Annotated in this window: 15 protein-coding genes and 1 tRNA gene; 2 read left to right on the top strand and 14 right to left on the bottom strand. The window is 64.4% G+C overall.

Going from position 1 to position 16,518, the window contains the following annotated elements:
* Window positions 1–111: 111 nt before the first annotated feature.
* From rplT to AB4Y42_RS05785, 10 genes are all read right to left on the bottom strand, one after another.
* Window positions 112–471: a 50S ribosomal protein L20 gene (gene rplT / locus AB4Y42_RS05740; protein ID WP_004192938.1), complete on the bottom strand. Its 360-nt coding sequence runs from the start codon at window positions 469–471 to the stop codon at window positions 112–114.
* Between the two features lie 30 nt (window positions 472–501).
* Entirely contained in the window at window positions 502–699 is a 198-nt protein-coding gene (gene rpmI / locus AB4Y42_RS05745; RefSeq protein ID WP_004191477.1) for a 50S ribosomal protein L35, read from the bottom strand.
* 292 nt (window positions 700–991) lie between these two features.
* On the bottom strand, window positions 992–1,513 hold the full coding sequence (gene infC, locus AB4Y42_RS05750; protein ID WP_342923698.1) for a translation initiation factor IF-3: 522 nt from the start codon (window positions 1,511–1,513) through the stop codon (window positions 992–994).
* A 50-nt stretch (window positions 1,514–1,563) separates the two neighbouring features.
* Window positions 1,564–3,471: a threonine--tRNA ligase gene (gene thrS, locus AB4Y42_RS05755; protein ID WP_368693605.1), complete on the bottom strand. Its 1,908-nt coding sequence runs from the start codon at window positions 3,469–3,471 to the stop codon at window positions 1,564–1,566.
* Between the two features lie 289 nt (window positions 3,472–3,760).
* Window positions 3,761–3,837 (bottom strand) — tRNA-Val (locus tag AB4Y42_RS05760).
* Between the two features lie 87 nt (window positions 3,838–3,924).
* Entirely contained in the window at window positions 3,925–6,174 is a 2,250-nt protein-coding gene (locus tag AB4Y42_RS05765) for a bifunctional (p)ppGpp synthetase/guanosine-3',5'-bis(diphosphate) 3'-pyrophosphohydrolase (RefSeq protein WP_368693606.1), read from the bottom strand.
* 78 nt (window positions 6,175–6,252) lie between these two features.
* Entirely contained in the window at window positions 6,253–6,606 is a 354-nt protein-coding gene (locus tag AB4Y42_RS05770) for a RidA family protein (RefSeq protein WP_028216802.1), read from the bottom strand.
* 96 nt (window positions 6,607–6,702) lie between these two features.
* Window positions 6,703–7,596 (bottom strand): alpha/beta fold hydrolase, encoded by an 894-nt coding sequence (locus AB4Y42_RS05775; RefSeq protein ID WP_368693607.1) that lies wholly within the window; start codon window positions 7,594–7,596, stop codon window positions 6,703–6,705.
* Window positions 7,597–7,766: 170 nt separating this feature from the next.
* The gene (locus AB4Y42_RS05780) at window positions 7,767–8,408 is read right to left on the bottom strand and encodes a CoA transferase subunit B (RefSeq protein ID WP_368686281.1); all 642 of its coding nucleotides are present in this window, start codon (window positions 8,406–8,408) and stop codon (window positions 7,767–7,769) included.
* Window positions 8,409–8,423: 15 nt separating this feature from the next.
* Complete coding sequence (locus AB4Y42_RS05785) at window positions 8,424–9,143, bottom strand: CoA transferase subunit A (protein ID WP_368686282.1); 720 nt, start codon at window positions 9,141–9,143, stop codon at window positions 8,424–8,426.
* 257 nt (window positions 9,144–9,400) lie between these two features.
* On the opposite strand from AB4Y42_RS05785, the gene AB4Y42_RS05790 reads away from it, so the two are divergent.
* Window positions 9,401–9,973, top strand: a complete 573-nt coding sequence (locus AB4Y42_RS05790) for a LuxR C-terminal-related transcriptional regulator (RefSeq protein ID WP_110388941.1) — start codon at window positions 9,401–9,403, stop codon at window positions 9,971–9,973.
* Between the two features lie 47 nt (window positions 9,974–10,020).
* Here AB4Y42_RS05790 and AB4Y42_RS05795 read toward each other — a convergent pair whose 3' ends face one another.
* Together AB4Y42_RS05795 and AB4Y42_RS05800 are read right to left on the bottom strand one after the other, a co-directional pair.
* Window positions 10,021–10,461 carry an acyl-CoA thioesterase gene (locus AB4Y42_RS05795; RefSeq protein WP_368693608.1) on the bottom strand — a complete coding sequence of 147 codons (441 nt, stop codon included), beginning with the start codon at window positions 10,459–10,461 and terminating at the stop codon, window positions 10,021–10,023.
* Window positions 10,462–10,525: 64 nt separating this feature from the next.
* Window positions 10,526–11,305, bottom strand: a complete 780-nt coding sequence (locus AB4Y42_RS05800; RefSeq protein ID WP_368686283.1) for an SDR family oxidoreductase — start codon at window positions 11,303–11,305, stop codon at window positions 10,526–10,528.
* Between the two features lie 176 nt (window positions 11,306–11,481).
* On the opposite strand from AB4Y42_RS05800, the gene AB4Y42_RS05805 reads away from it, so the two are divergent.
* Entirely contained in the window at window positions 11,482–13,155 is a 1,674-nt protein-coding gene (locus tag AB4Y42_RS05805) for an electron transfer flavoprotein-ubiquinone oxidoreductase (protein ID WP_368693609.1), read from the top strand.
* Between the two features lie 96 nt (window positions 13,156–13,251).
* Here the strand turns inward: AB4Y42_RS05805 and aroC are convergent, their stop codons facing one another.
* Together aroC and AB4Y42_RS05815 are read right to left on the bottom strand one after the other, a co-directional pair.
* Window positions 13,252–14,352, bottom strand: coding sequence for a chorismate synthase (gene aroC / locus AB4Y42_RS05810; protein ID WP_368686285.1), 1,101 nt, complete (start codon window positions 14,350–14,352; stop codon window positions 13,252–13,254).
* Window positions 14,353–14,487: 135 nt separating this feature from the next.
* Window positions 14,488–16,473: an MFS transporter gene (locus AB4Y42_RS05815; protein WP_368693610.1), complete on the bottom strand. Its 1,986-nt coding sequence runs from the start codon at window positions 16,471–16,473 to the stop codon at window positions 14,488–14,490.
* Window positions 16,474–16,518 lie beyond the last annotated feature (45 nt).

Raw genomic sequence — 16,518 nt, forward strand, 5'->3', positions numbered from 1 at the left:
AGAAGCGTAATTACCAACAAAAACGGGGCTCGGTGAGGAGCCCCGTTTTTGTTGCAGCATCACCGAGACTACCGGAATGTCTGCTGCAACCAACCTGCGCAATACCTGCTATCAGGCAGCGACGGCGGCCTTCACCTGCTTGACGATCGCAGCAAATGCAGCCTTGTCGAACACAGCCATGTCAGCCAGAACCTTGCGGTCGAGTTCGATCGAAGCCTTCTTCAGGCCGTTGATGAACACGCTGTAGGTCATGTCGTGCTGACGCACCGCCGCGTTGATACGCGTGATCCACAGTGCGCGGAACACACGCTTCTTGTTGCGGCGATCGCGATAGGCGTACTGGCCTGCGCGCATGACCGCCTGCTTGGCGATGCGATAGACGTTATTGCGACGGCCGCGGTAACCCTTGGCCAGGTTGATGATCTTCTTGTGGCGGGCCCGTGCGGTAACCCCACGTTTGACTCGAGGCATGTTTCGCTCCTATGAGTTATCGGTTGAGGATTACGCGAACGGCAGCATTGCGCGCACGGAGTTCAGATCGGAATCATGAACGGCCGTTGCACCACGCAGATGACGCTTGTTCTTGGTGGTCTTCTTGGTCAGGATGTGACGCTTGAAGGCTTGACCGCGCTTGACGGTACCGCCCGGACGAACCACGAAGCGCTTTGCAGCGCTCTTCTTGGTCTTCATCTTCGGCATGACAGACAACTCCATTATTTGATGGACATGGGTGTGCGGTTGGCGCGGTGTTCGCACACCTTGCCGGGACTCCGCCCTTCGAAACCCACTCCACTTGTTTTGGCGACTGGCTGGCTTTTTAAAACAAGCTCGCCGCCGCTTCCAGGAAAAACGCCCGTTTGCCGCACTTCACGTGCAGCGCGCGGGCGCCGTTCCGGAACCTGCTTGCCGCCTTCTGCGCACCACGGCGCCGAAGACGTCATTGAAAACTGCATGTTGACCGCCGCGCAGGTCGAACCGCGCGGCGCGCCAATTACTTCTTCTTCTTCGGAGAGAGCACCATGATCATCTGGCGCCCTTCCATCTTCGGCATCTGCTCGACCTGACCGACTTCTTCGAGGTCGGTGCGCAGGCGCTCGAGCATGCGCATGCCGATTTCCTGGTGGGCCATTTCGCGGCCCCGGAAACGCAACGTGATCTTCGTCTTGTCGCCATCGTCAAGGAAGCGCATGAGATTACGCAGCTTGACGTTGTAATCGCCATCGTCGGTACCCGGGCGGAATTTGACTTCCTTGACCTGGATGACCTTCTGCTTGAGCTTGGCCTCGTGCTGCTTCTTCGATTCCTGGTACTTGAACTTGCCGTAATCCATCAGGCGGCACACGGGAGGCACGGCCTGCGGAGCAATTTCAACCAGATCGACGTCCTGCTGTTCCGACATGCGGAACGCATCGGCCAGCTTTACGATGCCGAGCGGCTCGTTCTCGATTCCGACGAGACGCACCTCGGGTGCAGTGATTTCACCGTTGATGCGATGCGACTTATCCGTAGCGATGTTACGTTTCCTCTAAAAATTAAAAAAACGAGCCGCGCTGCCGCAGTGGCTTACCTGAACGTCTTGATGTCTTCCGCAAGACGCGCTGTAAAGGCATCGACGGGCATGACACCCAGATCGACGCCGCCACGGGCACGCACGGCTACCGTTTGTGCTTCACGCTCCTTGTCGCCGACGACAAGCAGGTATGGAACCTTCTCAAGCGTGTGCTCGCGTATTTTATAGCTAATTTTCTCGTTGCGCAAATCGGCCGCCACTCTAAGCCCTTGTTTTTGCAACGATTGGACCAGATTCGCGGCATATTCGGCCTGACTTTCCGCGATATTCATCACAACGGCCTGCACCGGAGCGAGCCACGGCGGCATTGCGCCGGCATGGTGCTCGATCAGAATTCCGAGGAAACGCTCCATCGAACCGAGGATGGCCCGGTGCAGCATGATCGGGCGACGGCGGCTGTTGTCCTCGGCCACGTACTCGGCGCCAAGGCGCTCCGGCAGGACCATGTCGAGCTGCAGCGTACCGCACTGCCACGAGCGGCCCAGCGCGTCCTTGATGTGGTACTCGACCTTCGGACCGTAGAACGCGCCCTCGCCCGGCAGCTCTTCCCACTGCAGGCCGCAGGCCGTGAGCGCCTCGCGCAGGCCCTGCTCGGCGCGATCCCACGTCTCATCCGTCCCCGCGCGCGAATCCGGACGCAGCGAGAGCTTGATGTCGATGTGATCGAACCCGAAATCCTTGTAGATGCTCATCGCCAGCGTGTTGAAGGCGATCGACTCGCTGATGATCTGGTCTTCCGTACAGAAGATGTGCGCATCGTCCTGGACGAAGCCGCGCACGCGCATGAGGCCGTGCAGCGCGCCCGACGCCTCGTTGCGGTGGCACGAGCCGAACTCCGCGTAACGCAGGGGCAGATCGCGATACGAGCGCAGGCCGTGGTTGAACACCTGGACGTGGCCCGGGCAGTTCATCGGCTTGATCGCGTAGTCGCGCTTTTCCGACTCCGTCGTGAACATGTTTTCACGATAGTTCTGCCAGTGACCCGACGCTTCCCAGAGCGAGCGGTCCATGATCATCGGCGTCTTGATTTCGTCGTAACCGGCCAGGCGCAGGCGGCCGCGCATGTACTGCTCGACCTGCTGCCAGAGCGTCCAGCCCTTCGGGTGCCAGAACACCATACCCGGCGACTCGTCCTGCATGTGGAACAGGTCGAGCTGCTTGCCGAGCTTGCGGTGATCGCGCTTTTCGGCCTCTTCAAGCATATGGAGGTACTGGTCCTGGTCTTCCTTCTTCGTCCAGGCCGTGCCGTAGATGCGCTGCAGCTGCTCGTTCTTCGAATCGCCGCGCCAGTAGGCGCCCGCGACCTTCATGAGCTTGAAGACCTTGAGCTTGCCCGTGGACGGCACGTGCGGGCCGCGGCACAGGTCCGTGAAGCCGCCGTGCGAGTACAGCTTGATTTCCTCGGCGCCCGGAATCGACTCGATGATCTCGGCCTTGTACTTCTCGCCGATGCTCTTGAAGTAGTCCACGGCTTCGCCGCGCGTGACGACGCGGCGCGACACCGGCTCGTCTTTCTTCGAGAGTTCCTGCATGCGCTTTTCGATCTTCTCGAGATCTTCGGGCGTGAAGGGACGGTTGTAGGCGAAGTCGTAGTAGAAACCGTTGTCGATGACCGGCCCGATCGTGACCTGCGCTTCCGGGTACAGCTCTTTCACCGCATAGGCTAGCAAGTGCGCCGTCGAGTGACGGATGATGTCGAGGCCGTCGGCGTCCTTGTCCGTGACGATGGCGAGCGATGCGTCGTGATCGATCAGCGTCGACGTATCGACCAGTTCGCCGTCGAGCTTGCCGCCGAGCGCCGCCTTGGCGAGGCCGGGGCCAATCGAAGCCGCCACTTCGGCGACCGTGACGGGATGATCGTACTGTCGAACCGAACCGTCGGGCAGACGTATCGCAACCATGTTTTTCTCCAGAAGTGCCAGGCAGGCACATCGTATTGTTCGTGGGAACAGACTGCGGAAAACTTCACAGCGAAAAAAAATGCGGCCCCGCTTTCGAGGGGCCGCATTCACTTTTCAAACCTGCCTACAGAGGCGAAAGAGGTCCTCGACTAGCGTCGCTCCGAAGTAGTTTCGGTAAACGTTCGCGGTGTCATAACCGTATTCGCCTTATGGCGCTTCCTTTGCAGGCGCAGCGCGCTGTGTGCATTTACTGCCTTGAGCCCCGGCGAAGCCAGGATCTCGATTTCGTTGGTAGGCTCGATTGGACTCGAACCAACGACCCCCACCATGTCAAGGTGGTGCTCTAACCAGCTGAGCTACGAGCCTGAAGAAAAAAGATTATATGAAGTGGCCACAGACTTGGCAAGCATTTTTTTGCAGCGCGGCAATCTTTGGCTGCCCCGTCTGGCCGCTTCAGCCCCTGCGCGACGCCCGCTGCACCCCGCCCACCTCGCCGAGCAGCACGCAGGCGCGCTGGATCTGCGCCGAATTCGACACTTCCACCGTGAACTGCATATACGCCGCATTGCGGCGCGACTGGGTCTTCACGCCGATCACGTTCATCTTCTCGCGCGCGAACACTTCGGAGATGTCGCGCAGCAAACCCTGGCGGTCGGTGGCCTCGATCGAGATGTCGACCGGGTAGACCGACTGGCCGCGCCCGCCCATGACGTCGGCCGACCACGTGGTGTGCAGCACGCGCTCGGGCGCGCGGTTGGCCATGCGCCGGAAGGTCGGGCAGTCGCTGCGATGGATCGACATGCCCTTGCCGCGCGTGACGAAACCACTGATCACGTCGGGCGGCGCGGGCCGGCAACAGCGCGCGAGCTGCGTAAGAAGCGCGTCGACGCCCACCACCAGCACGCCCGACGACCCGCCATGCGCGACGTTCGCGCCGCTCGCGCGTTTGGTGAGCTGCTCGGGCGTCTCCTCTTCGGGCTCGGCCGTGGGCGCGTCGTGCAGCGCATGCTCGACGTTGCGCAGGCTGAACTCTTCCTTGCCGACCACGCTGAAGAGGTCGTCGGGCGACTTGAAGCCCAGCTTGGCCGCGAGCTGGTCGAGACTGACCGACGTGCGGCCCTCGCGCTGCAGCGTCTTTTCCACCATCGCGCGGCCGTTAGCGATGTTCTCCTGCGCCTCGATCGCGTTGAACCACGCGCGGACCTTCTGACGCGCACGCGGGCTGTGCAGATAACCGAGCTGCGGATTGAGCCAGTCGCGCGACGGGCCGCCCTCTTTCACCGAGACGATCTCGACCGTCTGGCCGTTGCGCAGCTGGGTGTTGAGCGGCACCATCGCGCCGTCCACGCGCGCGCCGCGGCAACGATGGCCCAGTTCGCTGTGCAGGTGATAGGCGAAGTCGAGCGGCGTTGCGCCCTGCGGCAGCGCGATCACGCGCGCCTGGGGCGTGAGGACGTAGATGTGGTCGTCGTCGAGCGTGGCCTGGCGCAGCTGCTCCCACGGCTGGCGCCCATCCGACACATCGTCCTTCCAGGCGAGCAGCTGGCGCAGCCACGCGATCTTCTCGTCGTAGCTGCTGCTCGCGCTGAACTGGCCGCCGTAGCCCTTCGCACCGGCTTCCTTGTAGCGCCAGTGCGCGGCCACGCCGTATTCGGCGAACTGATGCATCTCCTGCGTGCGGATCTGCACTTCGAACGCGCGGCCGTCGTCGCCGATCACGACCGTGTGCAGCGAGCGATAACCGTTGGGCTTGGGCCGCGAGATGTAGTCGTCGAACTCCCTCGGCACCGGCTGCCAGAGGTTGTGCACGATGCCGAGCACCGTGTAGCAATCCTTGATGTCGGGCACGATCACGCGGAACGCGCGCACGTCGTAGAGCTCGGAGAAGTCGATCTCCTTGCCGCGCATCTTCTTCCAGATGCTGTAGATGTGCTTGGGCCGCCCGCTGACCTCGGCCTGGATATGCGCCGCCGCAAGCTCGCTCTGCAGCCGCGCGATCGCCTCGGACACGTAGCTCTCGCGCTCCACGCGCTTTTCGTCGAGCAGCTTCGCGATGCGCTTGTAGGTGTCGGGCTCCTGGAAGCGGAACGCGAGGTCTTCGAGCTCCCACTTCAGTTGCCAGATGCCGAGCCGGTTGGCGAGCGGCGCGTAGATTTCGAGCGTCTCGTGCGCGATCCCGGGCGCCGGCTTGATCTTCGCCGCCGCATAAAAGCGCAGCGACTGCAGACGCGACGCGAGCCGGATCAGCACGACGCGGATGTCCTGCGCGAACGCCAGCAGCATCTTGCGCAGCGACTCGACCTGCGCGCGCCGCGCCGCCTGGGCGTCGCGACTTGCCCGGCCCGCTTCGGGCACGGCATGCTGCGCGGCGCGCAGGCTCACGGTGCCGAGCCGCAACAGCTTGCGCACGTCGAACACGAGCTTCGCGACTTCCGCGCCGAAGCGCGCTTCGAGCGCGTTTTCCGGATCGTCGAGATGCGGCGCGAGATTGAAGAGCGCCGCGGCGAGCACCGCAGGCGGATCGACGTTGAGCCGGCTCATGATGAATGCCGTGCCCTGCGCATGTTCGATGAGCGGCTCGCCCGTGGAAAGACGTGCGTCGCCGGCGTGCTCGCGCACGAACGCAAGCGCGTCGTCGAGCGACGGCAGCGCGCCGGTATCGGCGGAAACGGCGGGGGCGGGAGGAACGGTGTCGCTACTCATGAGGCGATGCCCGCCGGCTTGCCGGACGGGCGACAACGAAAAGGATCAAACCAGCTGCGCCGACTGAACGACTCGCGCTCAATCGCGCTGCGCAGCCACCACGACGATCTCGACGAGGCATTCCGGATTCGCGAGCTTCGCTTCGACCGTCGCGCGCGGCGGCGTCGCGCCTTGCGCGACCCACTTGTCCCACTCGGCGTTCATGCCGGGGAAATCCTTCATGTCGGCGATATAGATCTGCACCGAGAGCAGCAGCGACTTGTCGCTGTTCGCCTCACCCAGCAGGCGGTCGATGTGGCCGAGCACTTCGCGCATCTGGCCGCCGATGTCCTGCTTCGTGTCTTCGGCGATCTGGCCAGCCAGGTAGACGGTGCCGTTGTGGATGGCGGTTTCCGAGAGACGCGGGCCAACGTGGTGACGAATGACTGCCATGAAAATTCCTGTTGAGATGTGAAAAACGGTCGACTTCCGGGCCGTTGCGATCGAGCGCGCATCGGCGCACGCCAGAATATGCCGGCGAATCTCATATTATGACGCGCGAAGGGCCTCGCCGTCGAAGAAACGGCGCGCGATCGCGATCTGGTCGGGCGCGAGGAAGGCCGGCGCGTGCCCGACGCCCTCGATTTCCACGCTCGATACCTGGCGCCCGGTCGCGACCATCTTCTCGACGGTTTCGCGCGAAAGCAGGTCCGAAAGCGCGCCGCGCACGACGAGCACAGGCCCTTCGAACGCGGCGAGCGAGCGCCACAGGAACTTCTCGCCCTCCTCGTTCTGCTCGGGCGTGAGCGACTTGAAGGGCTCCGCAATGCGCGGGTCGTACCGGTAGCGCCACGTGCCTTCGACTTCATGCAGCAACGGCGTATTGATCTCGCGCCATTCATCGGCGCTCAGCGGGCCGAACGAGGCCGCGAGAAGCGCCGCATTGTCGATGCCTGCCTGGAGCGTGGCGAACGATCCGCCTTGCCCGACATACTCGCCGATCCGCGTGAGCGACGCGGGTTCGATATGCGGCCCGACGTCGTTGAGCAGCATGCGGCCAATGGGCGCGCCCGGCAGCCCCGCGAGCGCCATGCCGATCAGGCCGCCCATCGAGGTGCCGAACCAGTCCACCTTCTCCACGCCTGTGCGCGCGATCAACGTGACCATGTCCGCCACGTACTGCGCGACGCCATAGCCGCGCGGGTCGAGCAGCCACGATGACAGGCCCCGTCCGGCCACGTCCGGGCACACGACGCGATACTGGTCGGCCATCGCGGCGGCGAAGCGGTCGAAGTCGCGCCCCGAGCGCGTGAGTCCGTGCACGCATACGAGCACGCGCGGGTTGGCGGGGTCGCCCCACTCGGTGTACGCGATGCGGTGCAGGCCCGCGGGACTGAGACACTGGACGTATTGCTGGCGCGGCACTGCGGTCGATTCGGTCATCGCGGAATCCTCGCTCGAAGGCGCATCAAGGCTTTCGAACGATTGTAGACGGCTTTGCCGCACGGCATCGCCGGTCGAGCCTCCCGCGAACCACGCGCAAGCCGTGCGCAAAAACGAAACGGGCGAGACCGAAGTCTCGCCCGCCGTCAATCGTGCTTACGCTACGACGTTCAGCCCACGGCGCTCACATCGAGCGGCGCGCCGGTCTTCGCCATGATCTCGTCCACCGTCACGCCCGGTGCGAGTTCGGTCACCTTCAGCCCCGCGTCGCTCACTTCCATCACGCCGAGGTCGGTGATGATGAGATCGACCACGCCCACGCCCGTCAGCGGCAGCGTGCAGGCTTCGAGAATCTTGTGCTGGTCGCCCTTCGCGACGTGCTCCATCAGCACGACCACGCGGCCGACGCCGGCCACGAGGTCCATCGCGCCGCCCATGCCCTTGATCATCTTGCCGGGGATCATCCAGTTGGCCAGGTCGCCCTTCTCGCTCACCTGCATCGCGCCGAGGATCGCCAGGTTGATGTGGCCGCCGCGAATCATCGCGAACGAGTCCGCGGACGAGAAAATCGACGAACCCGCCAGCGTCGTCACGGTCTGCTTGCCGGCGTTGATCATGTCGGCGTCCACTTCGTCCTCGGTCGGGAACGGGCCGATGCCGAGCAGGCCGTTTTCCGACTGCAGCCACACTTCCATGCCCGCGGGCACGTGGTTGGCGACAAGCGTAGGCAGCCCGATGCCGAGGTTCACGTAGAAGCCGTCCTGCAGTTCCTTCGCCGCGCGCGCGGCCATTTCGTCACGATTCCATGCCATGGTCGGTCTCCTTCCTCAGTTGCCCGCGGGTTTGCCAGCTGCGGCGCGCACGGTGCGTTGTTCGATGCGCTTTTCCGGGTGCGCGTTGAGCACGATGCGCTGCACGAAGATGCCCGGCGTATGGATGGCGTCCGGATCGAGTGCGCCGTTCTCGACGATCTCTTCCACTTCCGCCACGGTGATCTTGCCCGCCATCGCGCACATCGGGTTGAAGTTGCGCGCCGTGCGGCGGAAGACCAGGTTGCCCGACTTGTCGGCCTTCCACGCCTTCACGAGCGCGACATCTGCCGTGAGCGAATGCTCGAGCACGTAGTGATTGTCGCCGAACTGGCGCGTTTCCTTGCCTTCGGCGATCAGCGTGCCGAAGCCCGTGTTCGTGAAGAACGCCGGGATGCCGGCGCCGCCCGCGCGCAGCTTTTCAGCCAGCGTGCCTTGCGGCGTGAATTCGAGTTCGAGTTCGCCCGACAGATACTGGCGCTCGAATTCCTTGTTCTCGCCCACGTAGGACGAGATCATTTTCTTGATCTGGCGCGTCTCCAGCAGCAGGCCGAGGCCGAAGCCGTCCACGCCCGCGTTGTTGCTGATGCAGGTGATGCCCTTCACGCCCGTATCGCGCAATGCGGCGATCAGGGCTTCGGGAATGCCGCACAGCCCAAAGCCGCCGACTGCGAATGTCTGGCCGTCCTTGACGATGCCCTCGAGCGCGGCAGCCGCGCTTTTATAGACCTTGTTCATCAGTGTGTCCCTTCCTCGAATGGAAATCCGCCAATCCGGTTTGTCGCGCGGACGTCTGGCGCGTCCGGATGTTCAATTCTAGTCATGCCCCGGCGGCGTTGCCGTGAAGCCGGCAGCCCGGCCGGGCCGCGCGCACTGGCCCAAACGAGCCGCGCGAGCCTGGAAAACCGCCCCTCCGATGGGTGCAAAGCGTACGCTGGCCCCCTGTTGCGGCACAATACGCAAAACTACATAAAGCAATACCCGCACCGTCCGCCATGGCTGCTCCCACCCAATCCGTCGAACGCTCCGCTCTCGACTACCAGACCGCGTTCCATCTCGCGCCCATCGGCCTCGTGCTGGCGCGCGAGCGCACCATCGTCGATTGCAACGATCAGGTCGCCGCCATCTTCGGCTGCGCACGCGAGGCGCTGATCGGCCAGTCGTTCCAGGTGCTCTACCCGTCAGCGGACGAGTTCGAGCGCATTGGCGCACGCATCCCGCCGATCATGACGGCGCAAGGCAGCTACGCCGACGACCGCATCATGAAGCGCGCCAACGGCGAACTCTTCTGGTGTCACGTCACGGGGCGCTCGCTCGATCGTGCCGAGCCGCACGCGGCGGGCGTCTGGACGTTTGAAGACCTGAGCGCGACGCGGCGCGTGGCCATCGAACTCACGCCGCGCGAGCGCGAGATCGCCGCGCAGCTCGTGACCGGCAAGACCAGCAAACAGATCGGGCGCATTCTCGAGATCAGCCCGCGCACCGTGGATGTCTATCGCGCGCGCCTCATGCGCAAGTACGACACCGGCAACGCCACCGAGCTGCTGCAGCGGCTGCTCGGCCAGTAAGGGCGCCAAGGCCGCGCGCTGCAGGGCAGCGCGCGATATAGGGGCGCTCAGCCTACCCGGTCGGACTTGACCAGCCCGGCATGCTCGATGGTGGCGCGCAGCATGTCGGGAATCGGCACCGATTTGCCTGCCGCGTAGTCGATCCACACGCAGCGCGCGTTTCCGCGTGCGTAAAGGGTGTCCGGCTCGTCGGCGCGGCGCAGTTCGAAACCGGCGTCGAAGCTGCTGCGGCCTGGCTGGCCGACCGTCATCGTGCAGACGATGTCGCCGGGGTAATGCAGCTGCTTGAGGAATTCCATCGAAGCATTGACGATCACGGGGCCCTGGCCGTCGCCGCTCTCCGCGGCCACGCCCAGATGCTCGAACCAGGAAATCCGCACCTGCTCCATGTAGCGGAAATAGACCGTGTTGTTCACATGGCCGAACGCATCCATGTCGCCCCAACGGATCGGCATGGTCATTTCAAATACGGGGTGGTAGTCACTCATTGCACTTCAACTTCGTGTTGTTGCGAAAAACAGGATGCCGGCGGGCGGCCGGACTCGCCTCGGTTCAGGTGAGCCCGAAGCCGTCGTCGGCGGCGATGATCGACCCGTTGATGAACGACGACTCGTCGGCCGCGAGCAGCAGCAGCAGGCCGTCGAGGTCCTCGGGTTTGCCGACGCGGTGGCGCGGCAGCATCGAAACGAGCTTTTGTCCCTGCTCGGTCGACCAGTGGTGGTGGTTGATCTCCGTGTCGATGTAGCCCGGGCAGATCGCGTTCACGTTGATGCCGTGGCGGCCCCACTCGAGCGCCATCGCCTTCGTCATATGGACGACCGCGGCCTTGCTGATCGCGTACAGGCCGATTTGCGGCAGCACGCGCAGGCCCGCCACCGAAGCGATATTGATGATGCGGTAGGCCGGCTTCGGGCCGCCGCCGTTGCCGCGCATGATCATGCGCTTGGCCACTTCCTGGGCCACGAAGAAGGCGCCGCGCGTGTTGGTGTCGAACACGTATTCAAAGTCGGCGGGTGTGACGTCCGCGAGCTTTTGCGTCGTGGAGACGCCCGAGTTGTTGACGAGGATGTCGATGGTCCCCGCCTCGGTTTCCGCGTGCGCGACCGCCGAGCGTATGCTCTGGTAGTCGGTCACGTCGAGCGAAACGACGTGCGCGGCGCCCCCGCTCGCCTCGATTTCGGCGCGCAGTTCCTTGAGCCGCTCCACACGACGGCTCGCCAGCACGACCTTTGCACCCGCCTGCGAGAGCACCTGTGCGAAACGCTTGCCGAGCCCGCTGGAGGCCCCCGTGATCATCGCGACCTTGCCTTCCAGATTGATCGAACGGCCCATTTCCGGTTCCTGTTCAGAAGTAAATAAGCGCCAGAACGCGGCGGCGTCGGCCCGCCAAATCTGACGCCAAAGAATAGAACGGTCGTGCTAATGTTAGCCTGTTGGGTTGCGGCACGGGGAACGTTACCCGACAATACGAACCCGAAAAAAGCATTCTAATGGCAAGAGGAGCATTGATGACCCCCGCAAGTCTTTTAGAGCAATACGGCCCACGCGAGTCGATGGAATACGACGTGGTGATCGTCGGTGGCGGCCCCGCCGGGCTGTCTGCCGCGATCCGCCTGAAGCAGCTGGCCGCGGAGAAAGGCGCTGAGATCGGCGTCTGCGTGCTGGAGAAAGGCTCGGAAATCGGGGCGCATATCCTCTCGGGCGCGGTCATGGATCCGCGTGCCCTGAACGAGCTGATTCCGGACTGGAAAGAGCAAGGCGCACCGCTGAACGTGCCCGTGACCGAGGACAAGTTCCTTTTTCTTTCCGAAACGGGGGCTAAGGCTGTGCCGAACTGGGCGCTGCCCGACAACTTCAAGAACCACGGCAACTACGTCATCAGCCTCGCGAACGTCACGCGCTGGCTGGGCCAGCAGGCCGAGGCGCTGGGCGTCGAAATCTTCCCGGGCTTCCCCGCTGCCGAAGTGCTCTACAACGACGACGGGTCGGTCAAGGGCGTCGCCACCGGCAACATGGGTGTCGGCAAGGACGGCGAGCCCACCGAGAACTTCCAGCTCGGCATGGAGCTGCACGCGAAGTACACGCTGTTCTGCGAAGGCTGCCGCGGGCATCTGGGCCGTCAGCTGAACGAGAAGTTCAAGCTGGGCAAGGATTCGGATCCGCAGGTCTACGGCATCGGCATCAAGGAACTGTGGGAGATCGATCCCTCGAAGCACCGGCCCGGCCTCGTGATCCACACCGCCGGCTGGCCGCTGGAAAGCGACACCTATGGCGGCTCGTTCCTGTACCACACCGACAACAACCAGGTGATGGTGGGCTTTGTCGTGGGTCTTGCGTATCAGAATCCGTACCTCTCGCCGTTCGAGGAGTTCCAGCGTTACAAGACGCACCCGGAAATCCGCAAGTATCTGGAAGGCGGCAAGCGCGTCTCGTATGGTGCGCGCGCGATCACGGCCGGCGGCCTGATGTCGCTGCCCAAGCTCGTGTTCCCGGGCGGCGCGCTGGTGGGCGACGACGCGGGCTTTCTGAACGCCTCGCGCATCAAGGGCAGCCACGCGGCGATCAAGACCGGCATGCTGGCTGCGGACGCCGCATTCGAAGCCGTGCAGGCGGGCCGACAGAGCGATGAACTCGCGGCCTACCCGGAAGCGTTCAAGCAGTCGTGGCTCCACACGGAGCTGTACAAGGCGCGCAACTTCAAGCAGTGGATGAGCAAGGGCCTGTACCTGGGCACGCTCATGGTGGGCATCGAGCAGAAGCTGCTGGGCGGCAACGTGCCGTGGACGCTGCATCACCAGCATCGCGACCACGAGATGCTAAAACCGGCTTCGCAGTGCAAGCCGATCGAGTATCCGAAACCCGACGGCAAGCTCACGTTCGATCGTCTGTCTTCGGTGTTCATCTCGAACACGAATCACGAAGAGAACCAGCCGGCGCATCTCACGCTCAAGGACGCGAGCGTGCCCGTGAACGTGAACCTGCGCACCTACGCGGGTCCCGAAGCGCGCTTCTGCCCGGCCGCGGTGTACGAGTTCATGAAGAACGACGACGGCAGCGACCGCCTGCAGATCAACGCGCAGAACTGCGTGCACTGCAAGACCTGCGACATCAAGGACCCGACGCAGAACATCGTATGGGTCACGCCTGAAGGTGGCGGCGGGCCGAACTACCCGAACATGTAAGTCCGGTGAGCGAAAAAAAGCCGCTTCAGGTGTGAGCCTGATGCGGCTTTTTTGTTGCCCGCGCAACGCGTGCGGCTCACGCCGCACCGATCGACTTCACTCGTCGCTGGCCGCGATCTTCGGCGTCGTCACGACGACGTCGGCATTCTGCGCGCGGTGGCGCAGCGCGTGATCGATCAGCACGAGCGCGAGCATGGCCTCGGCGATCGGCGTCGCGCGAATGCCCACGCACGGGTCGTGGCGGCCGAAGGTCTCGACCGTCGCGGGATCGCCCGCCTTGTCGATCGAGCGCCGCGGCGTGCGGATGCTCGAGGTCGGCTTGATGGCGATCGAGACGGTGATGTCCTGCCCCGTCGAAATGCCGCCGAGCACGCCGCCAGCGTGGTTGCCATGGAATCCATTGGGCGTGAGTTCGTCGCCGTGCACCGAGCCGCGCTGTGCGACGCTCGCGAAGCCCGCGCCGATCTCCACGCCCTTCACCGCGTTGATGCCCATCATGGCGTGCGCGATGTCGGCGTCGAGCCGGTCGAACAGCGGCTCGCCCCAGCCCACCGGCACCCCGCTCGCCACCACGTTCACGCGCGCGCCGATCGAGTCGCCGTCCTTGCGCAGCGCGTCCATGTAGCTCTCGAGCTGCGGCACGACGTCGGCGTTGGGCACGAAGAACGGATTCTCGTGCACGTGCTCCCAGCTCACGAACGGCACGTCGATCTCGCCGAGCGCGCGCATGTAGCCGCGCACTTCCACACCGAAGCGCTCGCGCAGCCACTTCTTCGCCACCGCGCCCGCCGCGACCGTGGGCGCCGTGAGGCGCGCCGACGAGCGGCCGCCGCCGCGATAGTCGCGAATGCCGTACTTCTGCCAGTAGGTGTAGTCGGCGTGACCGGGGCGGAAGGTCTCGACGATGTTGCCGTAGTCCTTGCTGCGCTGGTCGGTATTGCGGATCAGGAGCGCGATCGGCGTGCCCGTGGTGCGCCCTTCGAACACGCCCGAGAGAATCTCGACCTTGTCCTCTTCCTGGCGCTGCGTCACGTGGCGCGACGTGCCGGGGCGGCGGCGGTCCAGGTCGATCTGGATGTCGGCTTCGGTGAGCACCATGCCGGGCGGGCAGCCGTCGATGACGCAGCCAATGGCCGGGCCGTGGGATTCGCCGAAGGTGGTGACGGTGAAAAGCGTACCGAGCGTGTTGCCGGACATGGCGGTCGTCCAAAGTGAATCGGGGAATCCAATATTATGCCAGCCCGCGCGCGGCAACGCCCGACCGGGCGGTCGGGCCTTCTGGCGAAAGGAGGCGACGTGTTGGGTGGCGCGTACGCGCCGTATGGCCTGGCGTCAGCGCCGCGCACCGCGCAGTTCCGCCACCGTCTCCTGCAAGCGCTCAAGCGTCGCGTCCGCCGCCGCGATCGGCTCGCCCACCGCGAGCGTCAAACGGCTCGTCAGACCGCGTCGCAGCGGCCGCTCCTGGCCGGACCCCGCAAAACGCGAGAACGCACTGCCCCACAGCCCGCGCAACGCCATCGGCACGACCGTCACGGGCGAGCGCCTCAAGATTTCGCTCACGCCGTGGCGAAACGGGTTCATCTCCCCGGTGCGCGTGAGCTTGCCCTCGGGAAAAATGCAGACGAGGTCGCCCTCGGCCAGTGCGGCCGCACACGCGTCGTAGGCAGCAGCGAGCGCATCCGGGTCTTCGTGCGCGGGCGCAATCGGAATGGCCTTGGCGTGGCGGAACACCCAGCCGAAGAACGGCGAGCGGAAGATCTGCTGATCCATCACGAAGCGGATCGGCCGCGGGCTCTCAGCCATGATGACGATCGCATCGACATAGCTCACGTGATTGCAGACGAGCACGGCGGCGCCCTCGACCGGTATGCGTTCGGTATGCACGAGCCGCACGCGGTAGACCGTATGCACGAGCACCCACGCCACGAAGCGCAGCAGGAACTCGGGCACGAGCGTGTAGATGTAGGCCGCCACGACGATATTGAGCAGCGCCGTGGTCAGAAAGATGCCGGGAATGCCGACGCCCGCGGACGTGAGCGCCATCGCCATGAGCGCCGAGACGATCATGAAGAGCGAATTGAGGATGTTGTTCGCGGCGATGATGCGCGCGCGGTGGCTGGGCGCGCTGCGGCTCTGGATCAACGCGTAGAGCGGCACGCTGTAGAAGCCGCCGAACATGGCGAGCAGGAACAGGTCGGCGAGCACGCGCCAGTGCGCGGCGGTGCGCAGGAATTCGCCTACCGAAAGCAGATGGGACGCGGGAGGCAACGCGTGGCTCGCAAAGAACAGATCGATGCCGAACACGCTCATGCCGATCGAGCCGAGCGGCACGAGCCCAACCTCGATGCGCCGCCGCGAGAGCCGCTCGCAGAGTAGCGAACCCGAGCCGATGCCGAGCGAAAACATCGCGAGCAGCACGGTCACGACGTCGGGGTCGGCCGACATCACGTCCTTCGCGAAATTGAAGAACGAGGCGAGAAACGTCGCGCCCACGAACCAGAGCCACGAGATGCCGAGCAGGCTCAGGAACACGGTGCGGTTGCCGTGCGCGAGGCGCAGGTTGCGCCAGGTCTCGGACACCGGATTCCAGTTGATGCGCAGGTCCGGCTGCGACGGCTCGCACGGCGGCACGAAGGCCGACGCCACGCGCCCCACGAGCGCGATCACGATGCACATGCCGCCGAGCCACCATGCGCCCAGCGGCGGCCCAAGGTCCGCATGTGCCGACGCGGGATCCATCGCCCCGATACCCGCGGCCACGCCCCCGACGATCGTCCCGAGCAAGATTGCGACGAACGTGCCCATTTCGACGAGCCCGTTGCCGCCAACCAGTTCATCGGGCGTGAGGCGCTGCGGGAGGTACGCGTACTTGACCGGCCCGAACACGGTCGAATGCACGCCCATCAGGAAGGTGCACGCGTACAGCAGCGGCGCGCTGTGCATCCAGAAGCCGGCCGCGCCGATCAGCATGACCGCGATCTCGAAGGTCTTGACCCAGCGCGTGAGCATCGCCTTGTCGTACTTGTCGGCGACCTGGCCCGAGGTCGCGGAAAACAGCACGAACGGCAGGATGAAAATGGCCGAGATGAGGAATGCGACCGTCTTCGGATCGACGCCCGAAAAGCGCGCGGCCTGATAGGTGACGAGCGAGGTGAAGCCGATCTTGAAGACGTTGTCGTTCATCGCCCCGAGGAACTGCGTCCAGAAAAACGGGGCAAAACGGCGCTGGCGCAGCAGCGCGAACTGCGAAGCGTGGTCACCCTCAGGGTGCGCTTTGCGCTTGTCGCGCTGCGCCGCGGGCATCGGTCTATCGTTCATCGAGCAGGAATCGCACTGACGGAATTCATGGGGCCCAGACGCGAA

The sequence above is a fragment of the Paraburkholderia sp. EG286B genome (assembly GCF_040965655.1).
Classification (GTDB): Bacteria; Pseudomonadota; Gammaproteobacteria; order Burkholderiales; family Burkholderiaceae; genus Paraburkholderia.